This window comes from Cellulosimicrobium marinum (assembly GCF_020551945.1).
Lineage (GTDB): Bacteria > Actinomycetota > Actinomycetes > Actinomycetales > Cellulomonadaceae > Cellulosimicrobium > Cellulosimicrobium marinum.
Genome location: NZ_JAJBZH010000009.1, coordinates 62,912 through 86,795 on the forward strand (window position 1 = coordinate 62,912; position 23,884 = coordinate 86,795).

Annotated in this window: 23 protein-coding genes; 3 read left to right on the forward strand and 20 right to left on the reverse strand. The window is 74.5% G+C overall.

Translation table 11 applies throughout. From position 1 onward, the window contains the following. Window positions 1-78 precede the first annotated feature (78 nt). The 8 genes from LGQ04_RS16470 to LGQ04_RS16505 form a co-directional block, all read right to left on the reverse strand. Window positions 79-429, reverse strand: a complete 351-nt coding sequence (locus LGQ04_RS16470; protein ID WP_229245054.1) for a metal-sulfur cluster assembly factor — start codon at window positions 427-429, stop codon at window positions 79-81. Further along, window positions 426-971 (reverse strand): Fe-S cluster assembly sulfur transfer protein SufU, encoded by a 546-nt coding sequence (gene sufU, locus LGQ04_RS16475; RefSeq protein WP_229245055.1) that lies wholly within the window; start codon window positions 969-971, stop codon window positions 426-428. The genes LGQ04_RS16470 and sufU overlap by 4 nt, the downstream gene beginning before the upstream one ends. A gap of 11 nt (window positions 972-982) precedes the next feature. After that, window positions 983-2,263, reverse strand: coding sequence for a cysteine desulfurase (locus LGQ04_RS16480; RefSeq protein WP_229245080.1), 1,281 nt, complete (start codon window positions 2,261-2,263; stop codon window positions 983-985). A gap of 85 nt (window positions 2,264-2,348) precedes the next feature. Further along, window positions 2,349-3,131, reverse strand: a complete 783-nt coding sequence (gene sufC / locus LGQ04_RS16485) for a Fe-S cluster assembly ATPase SufC (RefSeq protein ID WP_229245056.1) — start codon at window positions 3,129-3,131, stop codon at window positions 2,349-2,351. Window positions 3,132-3,207: 76 nt separating this feature from the next. Continuing rightward, entirely contained in the window at window positions 3,208-3,552 is a 345-nt protein-coding gene (locus tag LGQ04_RS16490) for a non-heme iron oxygenase ferredoxin subunit (protein WP_229245057.1), read from the reverse strand. Further along, a complete protein-coding gene (gene sufD / locus LGQ04_RS16495) occupies window positions 3,549-4,805 on the reverse strand; it encodes a Fe-S cluster assembly protein SufD (protein WP_229245058.1) in 1,257 nt (418 codons plus the stop codon). Before sufD ends, LGQ04_RS16490 begins: the two co-directional genes overlap by 4 nt. 1 nt (window position 4,806) lies before the next feature. Beyond that, the gene (sufB, locus tag LGQ04_RS16500) at window positions 4,807-6,267 is read right to left on the reverse strand and encodes a Fe-S cluster assembly protein SufB (protein ID WP_229245059.1); all 1,461 of its coding nucleotides are present in this window, start codon (window positions 6,265-6,267) and stop codon (window positions 4,807-4,809) included. A 118-nt stretch (window positions 6,268-6,385) separates the two neighbouring features. Next, window positions 6,386-7,153, reverse strand: coding sequence for a helix-turn-helix transcriptional regulator (locus LGQ04_RS16505; RefSeq protein WP_229245060.1), 768 nt, complete (start codon window positions 7,151-7,153; stop codon window positions 6,386-6,388). Window positions 7,154-7,355: 202 nt separating this feature from the next. On the opposite strand from LGQ04_RS16505, the gene LGQ04_RS16510 reads away from it, so the two are divergent. The 3 genes from LGQ04_RS16510 to LGQ04_RS16520 all read left to right on the forward strand — a co-directional run bounded on the left by LGQ04_RS16510 (window position 7,356) and on the right by LGQ04_RS16520 (window position 10,106). Beyond that, a complete protein-coding gene (locus LGQ04_RS16510; RefSeq protein ID WP_229245061.1) occupies window positions 7,356-8,315 on the forward strand; it encodes an ABC transporter ATP-binding protein in 960 nt (319 codons plus the stop codon). Next, window positions 8,312-9,097, forward strand: coding sequence for an ABC transporter permease (locus LGQ04_RS16515; protein ID WP_229245062.1), 786 nt, complete (start codon window positions 8,312-8,314; stop codon window positions 9,095-9,097). The genes LGQ04_RS16510 and LGQ04_RS16515 overlap by 4 nt, the downstream gene beginning before the upstream one ends. 67 nt (window positions 9,098-9,164) lie before the next feature. Continuing rightward, window positions 9,165-10,106 carry a COX15/CtaA family protein gene (locus LGQ04_RS16520; protein ID WP_229245063.1) on the forward strand — a complete coding sequence of 314 codons (942 nt, stop codon included), beginning with the start codon at window positions 9,165-9,167 and terminating at the stop codon, window positions 10,104-10,106. Between the two features lie 51 nt (window positions 10,107-10,157). Here the strand turns inward: LGQ04_RS16520 and LGQ04_RS16525 are convergent, their stop codons facing one another. The 12 genes from LGQ04_RS16525 to LGQ04_RS16580 form a co-directional block, all read right to left on the reverse strand. After that, entirely contained in the window at window positions 10,158-10,814 is a 657-nt protein-coding gene (locus LGQ04_RS16525; protein ID WP_229245064.1) for an NUDIX domain-containing protein, read from the reverse strand. Beyond that, entirely contained in the window at window positions 10,815-12,500 is a 1,686-nt protein-coding gene (gene pyrG, locus LGQ04_RS16530; RefSeq protein ID WP_372470120.1) for a CTP synthase, read from the reverse strand. Between the two features lie 66 nt (window positions 12,501-12,566). Beyond that, complete coding sequence (gene murJ / locus LGQ04_RS16535; protein ID WP_229245065.1) at window positions 12,567-14,210, reverse strand: murein biosynthesis integral membrane protein MurJ; 1,644 nt, start codon at window positions 14,208-14,210, stop codon at window positions 12,567-12,569. Further along, window positions 14,207-15,058, reverse strand: a complete 852-nt coding sequence (locus LGQ04_RS16540) for a hypothetical protein (RefSeq protein WP_229245066.1) — start codon at window positions 15,056-15,058, stop codon at window positions 14,207-14,209. Before LGQ04_RS16540 ends, murJ begins: the two co-directional genes overlap by 4 nt. A 1-nt stretch (window position 15,059) precedes the next feature. Then, window positions 15,060-16,151: a copper transporter gene (locus LGQ04_RS16545; protein WP_229245067.1), complete on the reverse strand. Its 1,092-nt coding sequence runs from the start codon at window positions 16,149-16,151 to the stop codon at window positions 15,060-15,062. 130 nt (window positions 16,152-16,281) lie between these two features. Further along, window positions 16,282-17,466: a putative cytokinetic ring protein SteA gene (gene steA, locus LGQ04_RS16550; RefSeq protein ID WP_229245068.1), complete on the reverse strand. Its 1,185-nt coding sequence runs from the start codon at window positions 17,464-17,466 to the stop codon at window positions 16,282-16,284. A 6-nt stretch (window positions 17,467-17,472) separates the two neighbouring features. Continuing rightward, window positions 17,473-19,206 (reverse strand): DNA repair protein RecN, encoded by a 1,734-nt coding sequence (recN, locus tag LGQ04_RS16555; protein ID WP_229245082.1) that lies wholly within the window; start codon window positions 19,204-19,206, stop codon window positions 17,473-17,475. Between the two features lie 2 nt (window positions 19,207-19,208). Then, on the reverse strand, window positions 19,209-20,129 hold the full coding sequence (locus tag LGQ04_RS16560; RefSeq protein ID WP_229245069.1) for an NAD kinase: 921 nt from the start codon (window positions 20,127-20,129) through the stop codon (window positions 19,209-19,211). Continuing rightward, a complete protein-coding gene (locus LGQ04_RS16565) occupies window positions 20,126-21,115 on the reverse strand; it encodes a TlyA family RNA methyltransferase (RefSeq protein WP_229245070.1) in 990 nt (329 codons plus the stop codon). The genes LGQ04_RS16560 and LGQ04_RS16565 overlap by 4 nt, the downstream gene beginning before the upstream one ends. A gap of 3 nt (window positions 21,116-21,118) precedes the next feature. Continuing rightward, on the reverse strand, window positions 21,119-21,316 hold the full coding sequence (locus tag LGQ04_RS16570; RefSeq protein WP_229245071.1) for a hypothetical protein: 198 nt from the start codon (window positions 21,314-21,316) through the stop codon (window positions 21,119-21,121). Window positions 21,317-21,416: 100 nt separating this feature from the next. After that, complete coding sequence (locus LGQ04_RS16575) at window positions 21,417-22,439, reverse strand: HAD-IIA family hydrolase (protein ID WP_229245072.1); 1,023 nt, start codon at window positions 22,437-22,439, stop codon at window positions 21,417-21,419. Further along, the gene (locus LGQ04_RS16580) at window positions 22,436-23,215 is read right to left on the reverse strand and encodes a hypothetical protein (protein ID WP_229245073.1); all 780 of its coding nucleotides are present in this window, start codon (window positions 23,213-23,215) and stop codon (window positions 22,436-22,438) included. Before LGQ04_RS16580 ends, LGQ04_RS16575 begins: the two co-directional genes overlap by 4 nt. Window positions 23,216-23,884: the final 669 nt, after the last annotated feature.

The following is a 23,884-nucleotide window of genomic DNA, read 5'->3' on the forward strand; positions in this document are numbered from 1 at the left end:
ACGCACGAACGGTCCCGGACAGCACGACGCCGCGCCCACCCGGGTGGGGGACGCGGCGTCGGACGAGCGGGGCGTCGGTCAGACGTTGAACCCCAGGGCGCGGAGCTGGTCCTTGCCGTCGTCGGTGATCTTCTCGGGGCCCCACGGCGGCATCCAGACCCAGTTGACGCGGAAGCCGTCGACGAGGCCGTCGAGGGCCTGCGCGGACTGGTCCTCGATGACGTCGGTCAGCGGGCAGGCCGCGGACGTGAGCGTCATGTCGATGACGGCGTGGTTGTTCTGGTCGATCTGGACGCCGTAGACGAGTCCGAGGTCGACGACGTTGATGCCGAGCTCGGGGTCGATGACGTCGCGCAGGGCCTCCTCGACGTCCGCCACCGTGGGCAGGCTCGGGGCGACGCCCTCGGGGGCGGGCGTGTCGGTGCTCATCGGTTCTCCTCCGTCGTGGTCGCGGCTCCTGCCGCGCCCGCATGGTCTGTCGTCGTGGGGTCCAGCGCGCCCGAGGTCACGAGCGAGTCCCGCAGCGCGGCCCAGCCGAGCAGGGCGCACTTGATCCGGGCCGGGTAGCGGGAGACGCCCGTGAACGCGGTGGCGTCGCCGAGCTCGTCCTCCGTGTCCTCGTCGAGGCCCTTGCCGCGCGAGCCCATGAGCTCGCGGAACACGTCGCCGAGGTGCTCGGCCTCGGTCACCGGCCGGCCGGTGACGAGGTCGGTGAGGACGGACAGCGACGCCTGCGAGATGCTGCAGCCCTGCCCCTCCCAGCTCACGCGGGAGATCGTGGGCGCGGCCGCACCGTCGGCCACGGCGCCACCGAGCTCGACGCGCAGCGTCACCTCGTCGCCGCACGTCGGGTTCACCTGGTGCGACTGGCCGTGCAGCGCACCCTCGCCCACGTCGACGAGGCCCCGCCCGTGCGGGGTCTTCGCGTGGTCGAGGATGACCTGCTGGTACATCTGCTCGATGGCGCTCATGGGTTCCTTCCTCAGTCCACCGAGAAGAACGCCCGGACCCCCGCCAGCGCTTCCCGGAACGCGTCGACGTCCTCGCGCGTCGTGTACACCGAGGCGGACGCGCGTGCCGTCGCCGCGACGCCGAAGCGTCGGTGCAGGGGCTGGGCGCAGTGGTGCCCCACGCGCACGGCGATGCCCGCGTCGTCGAGCACCTGCCCGACGTCGTGCGCGTGCACGCCGTCCACGACGAACGACACCACGGCGAGCCGGTCGGCGGCGTCGCGCGGGCCGACGATCCGCACGCCGGGGATCTCCCCGATGCGCAGCAGCTCGGCGGCGAGCTCGTGCTCGTGCGCGGCGACGCCGTCCATGCCGAGCTCGTGCAGGTACTTCGCGGCGGCACCGAACCCGACGACCTGGGCGACGGCCTGCGTGCCCGCCTCGAAGCGCTGCGGGGGCGCCATGTACGACGACTCGGTCATGGTGACGACCTCGATCATCGACCCGCCGGTCGTGACGGGCGGCAGCGCCTCGAGCAGCTCGCGCCGCCCGTACAGCGCGCCCACGCCCGTGGGCCCGAGCATCTTGTGCGCCGAGAACGCCGCGAAGTCGACGCCGAGCGCCGGCAGGTCGAGCGGCAGGTGCGGCACGGACTGGCACGCGTCGAGCACGGTGAGGGCGCCGACCTCGCGCGCCCGCTCGACGATCGGCGCCACGGGCGTCACCGCGCCCGTCACGTTCGACACGTGCGTGAACGCGACGACGCGCGTGCGCTCGGTGATGACCGACGCCGCGTCCTCGACGCGGACGCGCCCGTCGTCGTCGACCTCGAACCAGCGCAGGACGGCGCCCGTCCGGGCTGCGAGCTCCTGCCACGGCACGATGTTCGCGTGGTGCTCCGCCTCGGTGACGACGATCTCGTCGCCCGGGGCGAGCGCGAACCGCCGTGCGGCCTCTCCCCCGCGGCCGAGGGTCGCGTTGGAGATCCCGTACGCCACGAGGTTGATCGCGGCCGTCGCACCGGACGTCCAGACGATCTCGCCCGGCCGCGCCCCGACGAACGCCGCGACGTCGGCCCGGGCGTCCTCGAACGCCTCCGTCGCCTCCTCGGCGAGCTGGTGCGCGCCGCGGTGCACGGCCGCGTTGCGCTCGGAGTAGAAGTCGACCTCCGTGTCGAGGACGACCTGCGGCTTCTGCGACGTCGCCGCGGAGTCGAGGTAGACGAGCGGACGACCACCGCGCACGGTGCGCTCGAGCAGCGGGAAGTCCGCCCGGACGGCGGCGAGCTCGCCGTCGCTCAGGCGCGCCGGCACGGGCGCGTGCTGCCCGGCCTGGTGACCTGCGCCGCGCGTGGTGGTCGTCACGCTCGTCTCCTTCGGTGGGTGGGTTGCCGGAGCGTCAGGCCGACGCGGCCGACGCGGACTCGACGGCCCCCGTCAGGTAGCGGTCGTAGCCCTCGGCCTCGAGGCGGTCGGCCAGCTCCGGGCCACCTTCCTCGGCGACCTTGCCGTCCACGAAGACGTGGACGAAGTCCGGCGTGATGTAGCGCAGGATGCGCGTGTAGTGCGTGATGAGGAGGATGCCCGCGTCCGTGGTGCCGTGGACGCGGTTGACGCCCTCGGAGACGACGCGCAGCGCGTCGACGTCGAGGCCGGAGTCCGTCTCGTCGAGCACGGCGAACTTGGGCTTGAGGAGCTCCATCTGGAGGATCTCGTGGCGCTTCTTCTCACCGCCGGAGAAGCCCTCGTTGACCGAGCGCTCCGCGAACGACTCGTCCATGCGCAGACGCTCCATGGCGCCCTTGACGTCCTTGACCCAGTGGCGCAGCGCGGGGGCCTCGCCGTCGATCGCGGTCTTCGCGGTGCGCAGGAAGTTCGACACCGACACGCCGGGAACCTCGACCGGGTACTGCATCGCGAGGAACATGCCGGCGCGGGCGCGCTCGTCGACGCTCATCTCGAGGACGTCCTCGCCGTCGAGCGTCACGGAGCCCGACGTCACCTCGTACTTGGGGTGCCCGGCGATGGAGTACGCGAGCGTGGACTTGCCCGAGCCGTTCGGGCCCATGATGGCGTGGACCTCGCCGCTGTTGATGGTCAGGTCGACGCCGCGCAGGATCGGCTTCGGCCCTTCCTTGGTCTCGACGCTGACGTGCAGGTCGCGGATCTCGAGAGTGGACATTCGTGGTTCTCCCAGAAGTGTGGTCGTGAGGTTCTGTGGCCGGCCGCGCCGGCCGAGCCGTGTGGGGGCCGTGCGGTCAGGACGGCCCGACGGTCCGGTCGACGTCGACGAGCACCTTCTCGCCGTCGACGGTCACCGGGTAGACGGGGACGGGTCGCATCGCCGGGAGCGCGGTCGGCATGCCGGTCCGCACGTCGAACTGCGAGCCGTGGAGCCAGCACTCGACGAAGCAGCCCTCGACCTCGCCGTCCGACAGGGACACGGCCCCGTGCGAGCAGATGTCCGAGATGGCGTGCCACGCCCCGTCGCCGTCGCGCACGACGGCGACCTCCACCGTGGCGCCGTCGGCCGACACGAGCTCGACGCGCAGCGTCTCCTCGGGGCCGAGGTCCGCGGTGGTGCAGGCGACTTGTGCCGTCATGCCGCGCCGTCGGCCTCGGGCACCGCGGTGCCGTCGATGACGGACATGGACTTGCTCAGCTCGCGCTCGATCGCCTCGAGCAGGCGCTCCTCGACGGAGGCGACACCGATCTCGGAGATGAGCTCGGCGAAGAAGCCGCGCACGACGAGACGACGCGCCTCGACCTCCGGGATCCCTCGCGCCTGGAGGTAGAAGAGCTGCTCGTCGTCGAACCGGCCCGTCGCGGACGCGTGACCCGCGCCCTCGATCTCGCCGGTCTCGATCTCGAGGTTCGGCACGGAGTCCGCGCGCGCCCCGTCCGTGAGGACGAGGTTGCGGTTGAGCTCGTACGTGTCGGTGCCCTCGGCCGCGGCCTGGATGAGCACGTCGCCCACCCACACGGCGTGCGCGCCCTCGCCCTGCAGCGCGCCCTTGTAGGTCACGCGGCTCTTGCAGCGCGGGACCGCGTGGTCGACGAACAGGCGGTGCTCCTGGTGCTGGTCCGCGTCGGCGAAGTACAGCCCGACCATCTCGACCTCGCCGCCCTCCGCGGTGAACTCCGCGTCGGGGGTGACGCGCACGACGTCGCCGCCCAGCGTCACCACGACGTGCTTGAGGCGCGCGTCCCGGCCGATGCGGGCCCGGTGCGACGAGGCGTGCACGGCGCCGTCGGCCCAGTCCTGGACCGAGACGACGGTGAGGTGCGCGCCGTCCTCGACGACGATCTCGACGGTCTCGTTGAGCGTCGCCGTGCCGACGTGGTCGAGCACAACGACGGCCTCGGAGTGCTGCTCGGCGCGCACGAGGAGGTGGCTCGCGGTCGGCGTCGTGCCGTGGCCCTCGACGCGCACGGAGGTGACGTCGGACGCGACGGCCTCCTTCGGCACCGTGACGACGGTCGACTGCTCGAACGCGTTCCACGCGGTGACCGCGGTGCGGTCGCCCGGCTTGCCCGCGGTGCCGAGGCGCTCGTCGTCGCGGCCGACGAGCGAGACCTGCACCTCGGGCGCCTCGACGACCGTGACGCGCACGTCGCCGCCGCCGGCCTGGCCGACGAGCGAGGACTCGAACAGCGGCGCGAGGCGCGCGACGGGCGAGAAGCGCCACTCCTCCTCGCGCCCGGAGGGCACCGGGATGTCGGCGAGGTCGAACGACGTGAGGCGCTCGGCGCGCGACCCCTGGGGGACGACGCCGTGGGAGTGCGCCCCGTCGGCCTGCGCGCGCGAGTGGTCGGTGGTCAGGCCGGCCTCTTCGGGAATGGTGGTGGTGGTCATATCAGCCGACGGACCCTTCCATCTGCAGCTCGATGAGGCGGTTGAGCTCGAGCGCGTACTCCATGGGCAGCTCGCGCGCGATGGGCTCGACGAACCCGCGCACGATCATGGCCATCGCCTCGGTCTCCTCCATGCCCCGGGACATGAGGTAGAACAGCTGGTCCTCGCTCACCCGCGAGACCGTCGCCTCGTGCCCCATGGACACGTCGTCCTCGCGGACGTCGACGTACGGGTAGGTGTCGGACCGGGAGATCTGGTCGACGAGCAGCGCGTCGCACAGCACCGTCGAGGCCGAGTGCGAGGCGCCCTCGAGCACCTGGACGAGGCCGCGGTACGACGTGCGGCCACCGCCGCGCGCGACCGACTTCGAGACGATCGACGACGACGTGCGGGGCGCGGCGTGCACCATCTTGGCGCCCGCGTCCTGGTGCTGGCCCTCGCCCGCGAACGCGATCGAGAGCGTCTCGCCGCGCGCGTGCTCGCCGAGCAGGTAGATCGCCGGGTACTTCATGGTGACCTTGGAGCCGATGTTGCCGTCGACCCACTCCATCGTCGCGCCCTCGGCGGCGGTCGCCCGCTTCGTGACGAGGTTGTAGACGTTGTTCGACCAGTTCTGGATCGTCGTGTAGCGCACGCGGGCGTTCTTCTTGACGATGATCTCGACGACCGCGGAGTGCAGCGAGTCGGACGAGTAGATCGGCGCCGTGCAGCCCTCGACGTAGTGCACGTACGAGCCCTCGTCGGCGATGATCAGCGTCCGCTCGAACTGGCCCATGTTCTCCGTGTTGATGCGGAAGTAGGCCTGCAGCGGGATCTCGACGTGCACGCCCGGCGGCACGTAGACGAACGACCCGCCCGACCACACGGCCGAGTTGAGCGCCGCGAACTTGTTGTCGCCCGACGGGATGACGGTGCCGAAGTACTCCTGGAACAGCTCCGGGTAGTCGCGCAGGCCCGTGTCCGTGTCGACGAAGATGACGCCCTGCGCCTCGAGGTCCTCACGGATCTGGTGGTAGACCACCTCGGACTCGTACTGCGCGGCGACGCCCGCGACGAGGCGCTGCTTCTCCGCCTCCGGGATGCCGAGGCGGTCGTACGTCGCCTTGATGTCCTCGGGCAGGTCCTCCCAGCTCGTGGCCTGCTTCTCGGTGGACCGCACGAAGTACTTGATGCGGTCGAAGTCGATGCCCGTGAGGTCGGAACCCCAGCTCGGCATGGGCTTCTTGTCGAACAGGCGCAGCGCCTTGAGGCGAGCCTTGAGCATCCACTCGGGCTCCTTCTTCAGCGCCGAGATGTTGCGCACGACGTCCTCGTTCAGGCCGCGCTGCGCGATCGCGCCGGCCTCGTCGCTGTCGTGCCAGCCGTACTCGTAGGCACCGATCGAGGCGATGATCTCCTCGTCGCTGCGCTTGTCGTCGACGGGCTGTGCCACGCCGGCGGCGTCCTGGGTGGGAGCGCTCATGGTTGTCCTTCCACTGTCCGTCGATGCGGAGGGGGCAGTCGGGGGCTGATTCGGGTCGGGGGTCGGGTGCGGGCCGGTCACGTGCCCAGGTCGGGTGCGTGCAGGTCGGCCCGGCGCGTCAGGTCTCGCCGGGCGCGCCGCGCGCCCGGACGTCGTCCGCGCCGGCGGGCCGCACGGGCAGCGGGACGTTGGTCGTGCAGGCGTGACCCCCGGTCGCGAGGGTCGCGAGCCGCTGCACGTGGGAACCGAGCAGCGTGGCGAAGACCTGGGCCTCCGCCTCGCACAGCTGCGGGAACTCCTCGGCGACGTGCTGCACCGGGCAGTGCCCCTGGCACAGCTGGAGCGCGTGGCCCCCCGGCACGGGGCGCACGCTCGCCGCGTACCCGTCGTCCGCGAGGGCGGCGGCGAGCTGGGCCGCGCGGCCCTCGACGTCGGGGGCGTCCAGCCGGTCGGCGTACCGGGCGGCGAGACCGTCGAGGCGCTCGTGGGCGAACTTCTCCACGGCGTCCGCGCCCGCGACGTCGCGCAGGAAGCGCAGCGCGTCGGTCGCGAGGTCGGCGTACGTGCCCGACAGCTCGCTCTGCCCGGCGGAGGTCGCGACGTAGCGGCGGGCGGGACGCCCGCGCATCCCCGTGGGGTGCCCGGCGTCGTGCACGGCGACGAGGTCGTCGTCCTCGAGCAGCGCGAGGTGGCGGCGCACCGCGGCCGGGGTGAGGCCGAGCGTCGCGGCGAGGTCCGCCGCGCTGACGGGTCCCGCCGTCGCGACGAGCTCGAGCACGCGCTCGCGCGTGCGCGGGTCGCTCTCCGCGACGTGCCCCTGCCGGCCCGTCGGGGCCGTGCGCACGGCGGGACGCACGGCGGCGGGGCGCAGTGCTCCGGCGGACATGCTCACCTCCGTGGCGGCTCGGGGCGCGCGCGGTCACGCACGCGGATATAGAGAACATGGTTGTTCCCTAATTGCGTCCGCGCAAGCAAGGGAAGCCTCAGACCCCCGCCCGGACCGTGCGGATGTGGCGTACGCGACATCCCTCGGGCGTCGCTCCCCCGCGGAGACCGGGCGCGACCCGCGGCCCCCTAGAATCGGCCGGGTGCCCGCCCCTGCCGTGCTCGTGCACGACCTCGTCAAGCGCTACGACGGTCGTGCCGTCGTCGACGGCGTGTCCCTCACCGCCGAGCGCGGCGCGGTCACCGCGGTCCTCGGCCCCAACGGCGCCGGCAAGACGACGACCGTCGAGTGCTGCGAGGGCCTGCGCGCGCCGGACGGCGGACGCGTCGAGGTGCTCGGCCTCGACCCCGTGGCGGACGGCCGCGAGCTGCGCCCCCGGGTCGGCGTCATGCTGCAGGACGGCGGGCTGCCCACCGGGGTGCGGGCCCTGGAGATGCTGCGGCACGTCGCCTCGATGTACGCCCGTCCGCGCGACGTCGGGGAGCTCACCGAGCGCCTCGGCCTCGAGAGCTTCGCCCGCACGACGGTCCGGCGCCTGTCCGGCGGCCAGCGCCAGCGGCTCGCGCTCGCCGCGGCCGTCGTGGGCCGCCCCGAGGTCGTGTTCCTCGACGAGCCGAGCGCGGGCATGGACCCCCAGAGCCGCCACGCGGTGTGGGAGCTCGTCCGCGAGCTGCGGGACGAGGGGGTCGGCATCGTCCTCACCACGCACCTCATGGACGAGGCGGAGGACCTCGCGGACCGCGTGTACGTCGTCGACCACGGCCGGGTCATCGCCGCGGGGGCGACGCACGACCTGCTCACCACCGGGGCGGACGGCGGGTCGGACCGCACCGTGCGCTTCGACGCACCCCCGGCGCTCGACCTGGACGGGCTGAGCGCCGCGCTGGGTCTCGGGCCCGACGGCGCCCGCACGGCCGCGGCCTGGACGGTCGCCGAGCCGCAGCCCGGCTCCTACACCCTCACCGGTCCCGCGGACCCCGCCACGCTCGTCGCCCTGACGACGTGGCTCGCCGCGCACGACGTCCTCGCGTCGCGCGTCACCGTGGGCCGCCGCACGCTCGAGGACGTGTTCCTCGACCTCACGGGACGGCACCTGCGATGAGCACGACCTCGACCTCGCAGCACACCCCGCCCGCGGAGCTCGCGGCGCCCGCGTGGCGACGCGTCGTCGTGCAGACGGGGTTCGAGACCCGCATGATCCTGCGCAACGGCGAGCAGCTCCTCGTCACGGTCGTCCTGCCGGTCCTGTTGCTCCTCGGCCTCGTGCTCACGTCCTTCGTCGAGCTCGACACCGGCGGGGCGTCGCGGGTCGACTTCGTGACGCCGGGCGTCCTCGCCCTCGCCGTGATGTCCACCGCGTTCACCTCGCAGGCGATCGCCACCGCGTTCGACCGCCGCAACGGCGTGCTGCGCCTCATGTCGACGACCCCGCTCGGGCGGGGCGGCCTCCTCGCGGGCAAGGTGCTCGGCGTGCTCGCCGTCGAGGTGGTGCAGGTCGTCGTCATCACCGCGGTCGCGCTGGGCCTCGGGTGGCGGCCGGACCTCGCGGGCGTGCCCGCCGCCCTGCTCGCCGTCCTGCTGGGCACCGCGGCGTTCACGTCGCTCGCGATGCTGCTCGCGGGGACCCTGCGCGCCGAGGGGGTGCTCGCCGTGGCGAACCTCGTGCTCGTCCTCCTCACCGTGGGGGGCGGTGTCCTCGTCCCCGCGGAGCAGCTCCCCGGCCCGCTCGCCCACGTCGCGCTCCTGCTGCCGTCCGGGGCGCTCGGCGAGGCGATGCGCGGCGCGCTCCTCGACGGGAGCGTCCCCCCGTTCTCCGTGGTGGTCCTGCTCGGCTGGACCGCCGCGCTCGGCTGGGGCGCGGGCAAGCTCTTCCGCTGGACCTGAGCCCCGCGGACGCATCTCACACCCGCAGGATTCCAGCCGCGAACGACCGCCCCGATACCGTGGGGACGTGAGCACCCCGCCCCCCGCGCTCGACCCGACGACCACCGACGGGCCGACAGCCCGCGTCGACCGGCTCGCCCGGTGGCGCCGCTGGACACGCCCCGTCCTCGTCGCGAACCTCGTCGCGCAGATCGGGATCATCGTCACCGGCGGAGCGGTGCGGCTCACCGGGTCGGGCCTCGGCTGCTCCACCTGGCCGGAGTGCCACCCGGGCCAGTTCACCGCGGAGTTCCACGCCGCGTCGACGTACCACGAGTTCATCGAGTTCGGGAACCGCACCCTCACCGGCGTCCTCGGCGTCGTCGCCGCGCTCACGTTCCTGCTCGTGTGGACCGACCGCTCGCGGGTGCGCTCGTACCGGTGGCTCGGGGCGGTGCCCCTCCTCGGGGTGGCCGCGCAGGCCCTCCTGGGCGGCGTCGTCGTCCTCCTGCACCTGCACCCCGGCTGGGTGTCCCTGCACTTCGTGGTCTCCGCGGCCCTCGTCTCCGCGTCGCTGCTCCTGCTGCACCGCTCCGCCGAGGGCGACGGACCCCCGGTGCCGACCGTCGACGGCGCGACGCGCACGACCGCGTGGGTCCTCGCCGCGCTCACCGCCGTGGTCGTGGTCCTCGGCGTGATCACGACGGGCGCCGGCCCGCACAGCGGCGACTCCGAGGTCGGCTACCGGCTCGCCGTCGACCCGGCCCTCATGAGCAAGCTGCACGCGTGGTCGGTCTGGGCGTTCGTCGCGGTCCTCGTCGTGTACCTCGTGCGCGCGCGCACCGCCCCTGCCGCGGTCCGCCGCGCGGCGTGGACCCTGCTCGCGATCACGCTCGCCCAGGGCGCGATCGGCTACGTCCAGTACTTCACCGGGCTGCCCGCGCTCCTCGTCGGCCTGCACATGCTCGGCTCGGCGCTCCTCGTCGCGGGGACCACGCGCGTCGTGCTCACCACCCGCACACGGGACTGACGGAAGGGCCCGACGGCGCACGCGCGCCGCCGGGCCCGTCCCTCGACCGCCTCAGGCGCCCTTGCGCTCGGGCCAGGGGGCGTCGGCCGGACGCAGCGAGGCCCAGCCTCCCGCGCGGGACGCCGCCGCCGCCAGCAGGCCCACCACCGCCGACGGGTTGTGCACGTCGCCGCGCAGGACCGCGGCGACCGCCTCGTCGAGCGGGACCCACCGGGGCTCGATCTCGAGCTCCTCGGCCTCGCGCGTGTGCCGCTCCTCCTCCGGGACCGGGGAGAGCCCCCGGGCGAGGAACACCCGCAGGGCCTCGTTCGACCCGCCGGGCGTCGTGCAGTAGTCGACGAGCACGTCCCACCGGTCCGCGCGCAGGTCCGCCTCTTCGGCGAGCTCACGGGCCGCCGCCGCGCGGGCGTCCTCCCCGACGACGTCGAGCAGGCCCGCCGGGGGCTCCCACAGCTCGCGCCGCACCGGGTGCCGGTATTGCCGCAGGAGCAGCACGCGCTCCTGCTCGTCCAGCGCGACGACCGCGACCGCACCCGGGTGGTCGAGGTACTCGCGCGTGACCCGTCCGCCGTCGCCGAGGTCGACGACGTCGGACCGCAGGTCGAACACGCGACCCGCGTGCACGACGTGCGACTCGAGGACGGGCCGCGGCGCGAGCGCGTCGACGACGGGCGCGGCAGAGGACGTCGCCCCGGCCTCCGTGGCCACTCAGTCGGCCTGGTTCTCGAGCGCGGCCCGCACCAGCCCGGCGAACAGCGGGTGGGAGCGGGTCGGACGCGACTTGAACTCCGGGTGCGCCTGCGTGCTCACGTAGTACGGGTGCACGTCCGCGGGGAGCTCGACGAACTCCACGAGCGACGAGTCGGGCGACGTCCCGCTGATCACGAGGCCCGCCTCCTCGAGCTGCTTGCGGTAGGAGTTGTTCACCTCGTAGCGGTGGCGGTGACGCTCGGACACGCGCTCGGCGCCGTACGCCTTCGCGACGACGGACCCCGGGGTGAGCGCGGCCTCGTAGGACCCGAGGCGCATCGTGCCGCCGAGGTCGCCATCGCCGCCGACGATCGCCAGCTGCTCCTCCATCGTCGCGATCACGGGGTGCGACGTCCCCGGGTCGAACTCGGTCGACGACGCGTCGTCGATGCCCAGCACGTTGCGGGCGTACTCGATGACCATGGACTGCAGGCCCAGGCAGATCCCCAGCGTCGGCACCCGCTGCTCCCGCGCCCAGCGCAGCGCCCCCAGCTTGCCCTCGATGCCCCGCACGCCGAACCCGCCCGGGACGAGGACCGCGTCCACGCCGTGCAGCGCGTCGTCGGCGCCCTCGGGGGTCTGGCACTCGTCGGACGCGACCCAGCGGATCGTCACCTTGGCGTCGTTCGCGAAGCCGCCCGCGCGCAGCGCCTCCGTCACGGAGAGGTACGCGTCGGGCAGGTCGATGTACTTGCCGACGAGCGCGACCTCGACCCGGTGCGCGGGCTGGTGCACGCGCTCCAGCAGCTGGCTCCAGCCGTCCCAGTCGACGTCGTGGAACGGCAGGCCGAGGCGGCGCACCACGTAGGCGTCGAGGCCCTCCGAGTGCAGCACGCGCGGGATGTCGTAGATGCTCGGCGCGTCCACGGCGTTGACGACGGCCTCGTTGTCGACGTCGCACATGAGCGCGATCTTGCGCTTGACCGGCTCGGGGACCACCCGGTCCGCGCGGAGCACGATCGCGTCGGGCTGGATGCCGATGGAGCGCAGCGCGGCGACGGAGTGCTGCGTGGGCTTCGTCTTCAGCTCGCCCGACGGGCCGATGTACGGCACGAGGGACACGTGGAGGAAGAACACGTCGTCGCGGCCGAGCTCGTGACGGACCTGGCGCGCCGCCTCGAGGAACGGCTGGGACTCGATGTCGCCGACCGTCCCGCCGACCTCGGTGATGATGACGTCGACGTCCTCGCCGGCCTGCGCGCGCATGCGCGACTTGATCTCGTCGGTGATGTGCGGGATCACCTGGACCGTGTCGCCGAGGTACTCCCCGCGCCGCTCACGGGCGATGACCTGGGAGTAGACCTGGCCGGTCGTGACGTTGGCCGACGCCTCGAGGTCCACGTCGAGGAAGCGCTCGTAGTGGCCGATGTCGAGGTCGGTCTCGGCGCCGTCCTCCGTGACGAACACCTCGCCGTGCTGGAACGGGTTCATCGTCCCGGGGTCGACGTTGAGGTAGGGGTCGAGCTTCTGCATGGTGACCCGCAGGCCGCGCGATCGGAGCAGACGACCGAGGCTCGAGGCGGTCAGGCCCTTCCCGAGCGAGGAGGCGACGCCGCCGGTGACGAAGACGTGCGCGGTGCGGTGCTCGCTACGAGCGCCCGAGGCGTTGAGGCGGGAGGAGGGCCGGTTCAGGTGATCTGCCACGGAACTCCATCCTAACAGCGGGTGCGCGGACGGCACGCTGGCTGCGGCGTCGGGCTCCTCACACCGTCAGTCCGGCCGCGACACCTCGGTCGCGTCCGCGGGCGCCGACCCCCGCCTCAGCACGCCGAGCGCCGCACGGTCCCCGACGAGCGCCGCGCCCGCCACGACGACGCCCGCACCCAGCGCCGCGAGGACCCCGACGCCGACGGCCACGGGCCACGACGCGTCGTCGGGCAGGAGCGCCCCCGACACGGCCGAGCCTGCGACCGCGCCCAACGCGACTCCTACCGCGACGACGGCGAGCGTCCGCGGCACGCCGCGCGTCGCGTCCGGCCCCGCATGCCGCCGCGTCGCGAGGAGCAGCCCCGCCCCCGCGACCGTCATCCCGACCGTCGTCGCGAGCCCGAGCTGGACGAGCACACCCGTCTGGTCGCGCGTGCCCGTGAGCGCCGGCAGGAGGAACGCGGTCGCCGCGACGACCACCCAGCCGGACGCCGTGACGACCACCGCGACCCGCTGGCGGTCGATCGTGTACAGGGCGCGCGACAGGTGGAGCACCAGCGAGAAGCCGACGAGACCGACAGCCATCGCCGCCACCGCGCCGCCGAGCCCGGCGACCGAGCCGGTCGCGATCTCGGCGAACACCGCCTCCACCGCGCCCGACGCCGCCACGAGCGCCGCCACGCCCACGCCCGTCACGACCAGCAGCGTGCGCGTCGTCGTCGCGAGCAGGCGGCGGAACGCGTCGAGGCGCGCGTGCGCGACGTGCTCCGCGAGCCGGGGGAACGCGCTCGTCGCGAGCGGGAACGCGAGGACCGCGTACGGCAGCAGGTAGACCTGCTGCGCGTACCAGTACGTGGGGAACGTCTCCTCGGGGCCGAACCGGTACGCCGAGCCCATGATGGCGAGCACCGAGAGCTGCTGCGCGACGAGCGCCCCGATCCCCGCGAACGCGAGGTTGCGGGCACGCACCGCCTCGCCGCCCGGGAACCGCAGCGTCGGGCGCAGCCGCACCCCCGTGCGGTGCACCGGCAGCACGAGCGGGAGGGCGAGCACCGCGACGCCCGCGGTCGTGCCCCAGCCCAGCCAGGCGATCGCCTCGCCCGACAGCGCCGCGACGTCCTGCTGGTCGCCGTCCGCCAGGGCGGCGAACACGAGGAACACGCCGATCACGGCGACCGAGGACAGCAGCGGCGAGAACGCCTGCCAGAAGAAGCGCTTGTGCGCCTGGAGGACGCTGCCGAGCACGACGGCCACCCCGTACAGGGGGACCTGGAGGGCGAAGACACGGACGAAGGTCGCCGTGACGTCCACGAGGTCCGGGTGCTGACGCATGAGGAGCGCCGCGACCGGACCCGCGAGCAGGGCGAGGAGGGCACCGAGCGGGACCAGCACGACGAGCGTCCAGCCGAGCAGGGCCGACGCGATGCGCGACACCTCGGGTCCGGCACGTCGGGCGATGGGCCCCGCGAGGAGCGGCACCACCGAGCCGGCGAGCGCCCCGCCGGCCGCGACCTCGAAGAGGACGTTCGGCAGGAGGTTCGCGGCCGTGTACGCGGACCCGACGCCCTCGGTCCCGACCGCCGCGGACTGCACGAGCGAGCGGGCGAACCCCACGAGGCGGCTCGCGACCGTGACGACCGTGATCATCACAGCCGCTCCGGCGAGCGTCTGGGTCGCCGCGCGCAGGCGCCCGGGACGGCCGCTCACGCGGGGCGTCGTCCCAGCCGTCGTCCCCAGGAGTCGACGCGACGCAGCACGTCGTTGCCCTCGACGACGGCGGAGAAGCTCACCTTCTCGCTCGCGAGCGTCAGGCCCACCACCCCGGCGAGGGCGAGCAGGCGCACCGGGCGCGGCGCCGCGAGGGCGACCTGGCTGCCGAGGACCGCGCCGAGCGCGTTCGCGCCGCAGTCCCCCAGCATGTCGCGCTCGCCGAGGTCGCCCGGCGCCGCGGCCCCGCCCGCGCCGAGCACGGCACCGGTCGTGGCGGCCGCCGAGGTCGCGAGGAACGGTGCCGACACCAGGGCCGACGCCTTGAGCGCTCGGCCGGGCCGCAGGTCGAGGAGGTTGACGAGGTTCGCCGTGCCGGCGATCAGCGCCCCGTTCACCCCGACGTCGACGAGGTGGCCGAACGCGGAGCCCGTGCGCCGCGTCCCGACCGCCGCGGCCACGAGCGACGTCGCCCCGATGCCGAGGACCTTGAGCCCGCCCGTCGTGACCTGTCCGTGCGCGAGCGCGCCCAGGTGCCCGCGCAGGCCCTTGGTCCGTGTCGAGGTGTCCTCGGCGAGGTCGTCGACCAGACCGAAGGCTCCCCCGCCCGCCGCGGCCAGCGCCGTGGCGGCGCGGGCCCGCGGAGCGGCACCGGCGACGAGCGCCCCGGCCACCAGACCCGCCGCGACCGACGGTCCCTCGAGGAGGCTGATCGGCTCGCCACGATGGTTCGTCCGCGTCCACCGGGCGTCGCCACCCGGAGGGCGTGCGTCCGTCAGGCGACGCACGGCCACGGTGACCAGCGCGGCCGCTCCGGCGGCCAGCAGCGTCCTGCCCGCACGCCCCACGTCAGCCCTCCCCCGCGTCGGCAGCCGCGTCGGACGTCTCGCCCGTACCGTCGGCCGTGCCCGCGGTGTCGCTCGTGGCGGACGCCCCGTCCGTCGTCGCCTCGGGGCCCCGCTCCACGGCCGGGAGGTCGACGGCGGGCGGCAGCACCGCCGTCGCGCTCTCCTCGAACCCGAACTGGCCCACCTGGTCCGCGAGCCGCGCCGCGAGCGCGAGCGGGACGTTGATGCGGCCCGGCACGTCCTCCACCCCGCTCACGGTCGACAGCGAGGCCGCAAGGTCCTCCGCACCGCGGACCGTCGAGACGAGGTCGCCGCCGACCGCCGTCGGGCCGACCACGACGGCGGCCTGCGCCACGTCCTGCGCCGCCACCGCGACCGTCACCTCGATGTCCACGACGTACGTGTCGGGAGCCGGCGCCTCCTCGTCCTCGGACGCCGGGGCGCTCTCCTGCTCCGGTGCGGGCCCGGCGAGCAGGACGATCGCGTCCGCCGCCATCTCCTGCTCCTCGACGACGTCCACGAGGGCGAACCGCTCGAGCAGGGCCTCGAGCTCCTCCGCCTGCGGGCTGCGCGCGTCCGGGTCGTCCTCCGCGACACCGGTGAGCGACAGGGCCAGGGCCCGTGCCAGCCTCTCGTCCGCCGACGCGTCCTCGGCCACGTCGCCGAGCTTGTCGCCCAGCCCGTCGGCCACCGTCGACCGTGCGCTCTCGTCCGCCTCGCTCGTCCAGGAGTCCGTGAGGCGCACGTGGCCCACGACGCTCGCCCCCGCGTTCTCGATCTGCTCGACGACCTGTTCGTCCCGCTCGCCGTCGGACCCGTCGAGGTCGACCAGGGCGACCCGCCGGTCCTGGAGCGACCCGTCGACGAGCTGCGGCCCGGCCGCCGCGATGTAGCGGGCGTCCTCGTCGAGGGTGACGTTCGCCCGGTCGAGCTCGTCGCGCAGCTCGTTGCGCTCGGTGCGCAGCTGCTCCACCTGCCCCGTCAGCTGGTCCCCGATCGGGCCCTGGAGCGGACCCGCGCCCAGGATGATCCCGACGGCGAGCGCCAGGAAGACGGAGATCAGCGAGACGATGTGGTACCTGAAGTCGATCACTGTGCGGCGGTGTCCTTCGGTGTGAGCTGCGAGGTGTGGTCTGGTGGGGTCCGCGACGCGGCCGTGCCGTGCGGGCGCCGGGCCGACCGGTCGGCGCCACGGCCCCGGGCGGCGGCGCCCGGGGCGACGGTCAGCCGCCGGAGAACAGTGTGCCGACCCAGGACACGAGATCGTCGAAGCGCGCGCCGACGATCCCGAAGAACGTCTGCCCCGCGGCCGTCGACAGCAGCGCCATGACGACCGCGAAGATGCCGGCGAGGGACAGCAGGGTGAGCTGCGCGTTGGAGATCCGCTGCCGGTACAGACGGGAGACGCCCTTGGCGTCGACGAGCTTGCCGCCCACGCGCAGGCGCGTGAGGAACGTGCTCGCCATGCCCGCGCGCCCCTTGTCGAGGAACTCCACGAGCGTGGCGTGCGTCCCGACCGCGACGATGACCTCGGCACCCTTGTCGTCCGCGAGGAGCATCGCGATGTCCTCGCTCGTCCCCGTCGCGGGGAAGACCACCGGGTCCACGCCGAGGGCGCGCACCCGCTCCAGTCCCGGAGCCTTGCCGTCCCGGTAGGCGTGCACGACGATCTCCGCGCCGCAGCTCAGGGCCCGGTCGGAGACCGAGTCCATGTCGCCCACGATCATCTCCGGCTTCCACCCCGCGTCGAGGATCGCGTCGGCGCCCCCGTCCACCCCGATGAGCACCGGACGGTACTCCGTGATGTACGGGCGCAGCGTCGCGAGGTCCTCGCGGTAGTGGTAGCCGCGCACGACGATGAGGACGTGACGCCCGTCGATCGTCGTCGTGATGTCCGGCACGCCGACGCCGTCGAGGAGCAGGTCCCGCTCACGACGCAGGTAGTCCATCGTGTTCTCGGCGAACGACTCGATCTCGACCGACAGGTTCGCGCGCGCCTCCTCGAGGCTGCGGGCCACCGTCTCCTCGGTCTGCACCGACCCTTCCGCGACGAGGTCGTCGCCGAGGAACACCGAGCCGCCCTCCAGACGGACCGTCCGGCCCTCGGGGAGCGCCATGATCGCCGGGCCCAGGTCGTCGACGAGCACGATGCCCGCCTCGACGAGGACGTCCGGTCCGAGGTTCGGGTAGCGGCCCGAGACCGACCGGGCCGCGTTGAGCACCGCGGCCGGCTTCGCGGCCACGAGCGCGTCCGCGGCGACCCGGTCGATGTCGACGTGGTCGATGACCGCGACGTCACCCGGGTCGAGCCGCTTGGTCAGGGCCTTCGTCCGGGCGTCGACCTTCACCGGGCCCAAGGACTCGGGCCCGGTCTGCGGCGGGGTCGTCTTGCGCAGCGTCAGTCTCATCGGGGCCTATCGTCCCACGACCGACGACTCGAGCAGTTCGTGCGCGTGCCGCAGCGCGGCGTCGGAGTCCTCCTGGCCGGACAGCATCCGGGCGAGCTCGCGCACGCGCGCGTCGCCCGTCACCTCCTGGACACCCGTCACGACGACCGGGGCGTCGTCCTCGGACGCGCCCGGCGTCGACTTCGTCACCACGAGCTGCACGTCGGCGAACGCCGCGACCTGGGCGAGGTGGGTGACGACCACCACCTGGGTGCGGCGCGCGAGCGCACCGAGACGCCGCCCGACCTCGACGGCGGCCCGCCCGCCCACGCCGGCGTCGACCTCGTCGAACACGAACGTCGGCAGGGCCGGACCGTCGGCGCCGGCAGCCGACGTGGCGAGTGCCACCTCGATCGCCAGCATCACCCGGGACAGCTCGCCGCCGGACGCCCTCTTGCCGAGCGGCCGCGGCGGAGCCCCCGGGTGCGCCACGAGGGAGAAGGTCACCGTGTCCGCACCCCACGGTCCCGGCTCGTCCGCCGGTGCGACGTCGACCACCAGGCTGGACCCGCCCATCGCGAGACCTCGCAGCTCCTCGGTCACCGCGCCCGCGAGCTCGGCACCCGCCCGCTCGCGCGACGCGGTCATCGCCTCCCCGACCCGGACCAGCTCCTCGTCCAGCTCGTCGCGCCGTGCGGTCGCCGCGCGCAGACGCTCCCCGCCGTCGTCGAGGTCGAGCAGGCGCAGCCCGGCGTCGCTCGCCCACGCCAGCACGTCGTCCACCGTCTCGCCGTAGCTCCGCGTCAGGGTGCCCAGCTCCGCGAGCCGGGCGTGCGCGGTCTCGAGCCCGGCCGGGTCGGCCGCCAGGTCCTCCACGTAGCCCGAGACCTCCGTCGCGACGTCCGCGAGGACGTACGACACCTCCGCGAGCCGCTCCACGAGCGGCGCGAGAGCCGGGTCGCTCGCCGCCGCCGTCTCCAGCGCACGCCGGGCGCGCTCGACCGCCGTCACGGCGTTCGCCTGCGGCTCCGCGTCGTCGTCGCCCGCGACCGCGTCGTGCGCGACCTGGGCCGCGACCCGCAGCTCCTCGACGTTCCCCAGCCGCGCGACGAGCGCCGCGAGCTCCGCGTCCTCCCCGGGGCGCGGGTCGATCCGCTCCACCTCCGCGAGGCCGAGCCGCAGGAGCTCCGCCTCGCGGGCCCGCTCCCCCGCCCGCGCGGTGAGGTCGTCGATCTCCGCCTGCAGCGCGCCCCGCTCCGTCCACGTCGCCCGGTACCGCTCCACCAGGTCGCGGTGCTGCGGCCCCGCGAACGCGTCGAGGGCCTCGCGCTGCTTGCTCGCCGTGCGCAGACGGAGCTGGTCCGCCTGGCCGTGGACGGTGACCAGCTCGTCCGCGAGCTCCGCGAGGACGCCCTGCGGGACGCTGCGCCCGCCCAGGTGGGCCCGCGACCGTCCCTCCGCCGCGACGCTGCGCAGCACCAGCACGGTGCCGTCGTCGTCCACCGCTCCGCCCGCGTCGTCGACCCGGCGTGCCACGGCAGGACGGTCGGCCACCCGCACCCGTCCCTCCACGACGGCGGTCGCGGCACCCGGCCGCACCGTCGCCGGGTCCGCCTTGCCGCCCATGAGCAGCCCCAGACCCGTGAGCACCATCGTCTTGCCGGCGCCGGTCTCCCCCGTGATGACCGTCAGGCCGGACCCGAGCGGCACCCGCGCCGAGCGGATGACACCGAGGTTCTCGATCGCGATCTCCTCGAGCACGCTCACCCCTCCTCGTCGACGTCGTGGACCGATCCCGCGGCACGCTCGCGCCACCCCACCACGGGCAGCGAGAACTTCGAGACCAGGCGGTCCGTGAACGGGGCGCGGCTCAGGCGCGCCAGCCGCAACGGGCTCGCGCCGCGACGCACCTCGACGCGCGACCCGTTCGGCAGGTCGATCCTGCGCCGTCCGTCGCACGTGAGCACCCCGGGGGACGCCGAGCGCGCGAGCACGTCGATCGTCACCGTGGACCCCGGGCCCACGACGAGAGGTCGCGCGAAGAGCGCGTGCGCGGCCAGGGGCACCACGAGCACGGCGTCCACCTCGGGCCACATCACCGGACCGCCGGCGCTGAACGCGTGCGCGGTGGACCCGGTCGACGTGGCGGTCACCACGCCGTCGCACCCGAACGACGACAGCGGCCGCCCGTCCACGCCGATGGCCACCTCGATCATGCGCTCGCGCTGCGCCTTCTCCACCGTCGCCTCGTTGAGCGCCCACCCGACCACCGGTTCCGGCTCGCCCGGCAGGTGCACGCGCACGTCGACCACCGTGCGCTCCTCGACCGTGTAGTCGCGTGCCGCGAGGCGCGCCACCGCCGCGTGCAGGTCCTCGCGCTCGCTCTCCGCGAGGAACCCGACGTGCCCGAGGTTCACCCCGAGGAGGGGGACGTCCGTCCCGTGCGTCAGCTCGGCGGCACGCAGGATCGTCCCGTCGCCACCGAGCACGACGACGACCTCCGACTCCGCGACCCCCTCGCGCGCACGCGTACGAGCCATGTGGTCGCCGAACGTCTCGGCGAGGTCGTCGTCGTGCAGCGTGACGGCGAAGCCGGCTCCCTCGAGCTCCCTCACCGCCTCACGCAGCGCGACGACCGCCTCCTGGCGGCCGCCGTGGGTGACGATCAGCACACGACGCGTCACGGTGCTCCTTCCGGGTGACGGGCGGACGGTACGTCGGCAGACATGCCGACGACCACGACGGGGGGCGTCCCTGCCTCCGGGCCGGGCGTCCACGCGACGGCGCGTCGCGCCGCGTCCTCGAGACGGCCCGGTACCGGACGCTCGAGAGCCGCAGAGCCCGGACGAGGGCCGTCCGCACGGAACCACCACATGTACTCGCGGTTGCCGCTCGGCCCCGGCAGCGGGCTCGGCACCAGCGCGACCGGCCGCAGCCCGAGCGAGGCGGCCCGCCGCGCGACGTCGACCACCACCTCGACGTGCAGCGCCGGGTCCCGCACCACGCCACCGCTGCCCAGTCGTTCGCGCCCCACCTCGAACTGCGGCTTGACGAGCAGGAGCGCGTCGGCACCCGGCGCGGCCACGGCCGCGACCACGGGCAGCACGTGCGCCAGCGAGATGAACGACAGGTCGCCCACGACCAGCCCGGGCGGCGTGCCCACGTCCTCGGGTACGAGGTCCCGGACGTTCAGCCCCTCGCGCACCGTGACGCGCGGGTCGTCCCGGAGCGCGGGGAGCAGCTGTCCGTGGCCGACGTCGACCGCCACGACCGAGCGCGCCCCACGCCGCAGCAGGACGTCGGTGAAGCCGCCCGTCGAGGCACCGAGGTCGAGGCAGCGGGCCCCCTCCACCGCCGACACCCGGACGTCCGGGACGTCCGGACCCCGGCCCGGGGTCGCCGTGACCGCTCCCTGCGTCCCGAGCGCCGCGATGGCGTCGAGGGCCCCCGCGAGCTTGAACGCCGCGCGCGACGCGTACCCCGGGTCTGCCGGGTCCGCGGCCACCTCGAGCACCGACAGGGGATCGACGGTGAGCGACGCCTTGGTCGCCGTCGCTCCGTCACGGGTCACGCGGCCCGCGGCCACGAGCTCGGACGCGTGGCGGCGCGAACGCGCCAGCCCGCGCCGTACCAGCTCGCCGTCCAGGCGCGCCGAGCCCTCCTGCGGCACCGCTCAGTCCTCCGACCGCGCCAGCTCGGCGACGAGCGCGTCGTGCGCGGCCTCCAGGCGTGCGACGTGCTCGCCGGTCGGGAGCGCGTCGAGGTCGTCGAGCGCGGCGAGGGCCGCCTCGACCGCGTCCGGTGACGGGACAGGGGGCACCGGCCCGGGGACGGACGCGCCCACGACGGGGCGCGGACTCTCCTCGGCCATGCGTCCTCCCGTCGCGCGTCGTCCGGTGGCGACCGTCGTCGCCGCCGACAACGCTACCCGTCGCGACCCACGGACCGCGCCTGCCGCACCGTGCGACGCGTCACCGGTCGGCAACCACCAGGTCCGGGACCGAGGCGGGGTCGAGCGGGCCGCCCGCGTCCACCGCCGACCACGCCGCCGACGCCGCCGCGCGCACGGTGTCGATCGTCGTCGGGCCGTCCACGTCGAGCCGCAGCACCCCGTCGTCCACGCGCGCCGCGCTCGCGCCGCACGAGAACCAGCCGTCGCCCGACTCCGACGGCACCGGGTGCGCCTCGAGGAGCGCCCGCAGGTCGGCCCCGACGAAGTGCGGGCGCAGCCCGGGCTCCGCGAGCACCGCGTCGCGCGCCGAGCTCACGCCCGTCAGCACGTGCAACCCCGGGAAGTCGCCGGCCCGCGCACCCGCGAGGTCGGTGTCCAGCCGGTCGCCCACGACCAGCGGTGCCGCGGCCCCGGCCCGCTCCACGGCGAGGCGGTACATCGTCGGAGCGGGCTTGCCCGCGCTGTCGGGCTCGACACCCGTCGCGGCACGGACCGCCGCCACCAGGGACCCGTTCCCCGGGGCGAAACCGCGGGCGGTCGGCAGGGAGAGGTCGACGTTGCTCGCCACGTGCCACGCCCCGCGCTGGACCGCGTACGCCGCCTCGGCCAGCTGGGACCAGCCCAGCTCGGGAGCGAAGCCCTGCGCGACGGCGGCGGGGTCGTCGTCCGCGGACCCGACCACCTCGAACCCGGCCTCGCGGACCGCGGTCACCAGGCCCGCACCACCCACGACGAGCACCCGGGCGCCCGGCTCCAGACGTGTCCGCAGCAGCGCCGCCGCCGCCTGCGCGGCCGTCATCACCTCGTCGGCCGACGTCGGGATGTCAAGTCCCGTGAGCTGGTCCGCCACCGAGCCGGGCTCGCGCGAGGCGTTGTTCGTCACGAACACCAGGCGCAGGCCCGAGGCGCGCGCCGCGGCGAGGCTGGGCGCCGCGTGCGGGATCGCCTCGTGCCCCCGGTAGGCCACGCCGTCCAGGTCGACGAGCGCCAGGTCGTACCGCTCCGCCAGCGGCTCCTCGCAGGCGATGAGACCGCGGCTCATGCCCGCCCCTCCTCGGCCTCGGCGCCGCCGTCCGGCCCGCCGCGGTCCGTCGCGTCGTCGACCGGGACGGGCGCAACCGCCTGTGCGGGTGTCCCCGGCTCACCGGTGTCCACGTCCTCGGGCATCGCATCGAGCTCGTCGAGGTCGTACACCACCACGTCATCACCCGGGTCGCCGAGGGCGGCGCCGAGCAGGGACGCGTCGAGCGTCGCGAGGAGTGCCGCGGCCTCCTCGGTCCGGCCCGACACCTCGAGCACGGCGGCGCGCGCCTGGACCACGCGGGCGCCGAGCTCGCCGCGGGCGCCCGCAGCGGGAACCTGCTCGAGCACCGCGAGCGCGGCGTCGAGCTCGCCGAGGTCGACCCGCGCGCCGCTGACCACGATCGCGAGCTCCGTCCGCCCGACGTCGTCGAGGGTGCGCGCCTCCTCGGAGGCGGCGAGGGCCAGGGCACGTTCCGGACGGCCGAGCCCTCGCTCGCAGTCCGCCATGATGGGCAGGTGCTCGGACGACCCGTTGAGCCGGCGCACGGTCCGCAGCTCGCGCAGCGCCTCCGCGTACCGGCCCGTGCGGTAGGCGGTCAGGCCCGCGGCCTCCCGCACCACGTCGACACGGCCGGCGCGGCGCACCGCAGCCTGCGCGTGCTCGTACGCGGTCTCCGGGTCGGTGTCCAGCAGACGGCCCGCCATGACGAGGTGCTTGCCGACGACCTCGGCCGTCTCCTTGCTCAGGGTCCGCAGGCGTCCGCGCGCTGAGCGGTCGAGCAGCGAGATCGTCACGTCCTCGTCGACCGGCGGGCCCGCAGGGTGCCGGGGTGCGGGACGCGAGTCGGCCCGGTCGCGCTCCCGGCCCGCGCCGGCGCGGGGGGCGTGGCCGCGCCGGTCCCCGCCTGCGCGCGCGGGGCGATCAGGACGCCTGTCCGGGCGGCTCTCGGAACGCCTCTCGGAACGGTCCGCGGGACCCGACCGGTACCCACGGGACGAGCGCGCGTCGTCGCGGCCCCCACGTTGTCCGCCCTGTGCCGGGGCGGCCCGGCGCCGACCGTCGGCGTGGGAGGACCGGTCCGACGACGCCCCTCGCGTGCTGCGGGGTCGACCGTCGTTGCCCCGGCGCTCCTGCCGGCCCGACCCGTCGCCGCGAGAGCTCTCGCTCTCCGGACGACCGGACTCCGTGCCGTCGCTCGTCTCGTTCACCAGGGTTCCTTCCTGTACCGAAAGTGCGCTGAACATCTTCCCACGGGTGCCTGGACACCGGCCCGTCCTGCGGGCGCCACGAGATCGTCGCGGGCGCCACGGCGAGGTCCGACGGCGTCGGCGAGTCGGTGGGGGCATGCGGAAATGCCGAAGGCCCACCCCGTGTGGGGTGGGCCTTCGGTGAAGGGTTGTCCGGCGGCGTCCTACTCTCCCACCCCGTCTCCAGGGCAGTACCATCGGCGCTGAAGGGCTTAG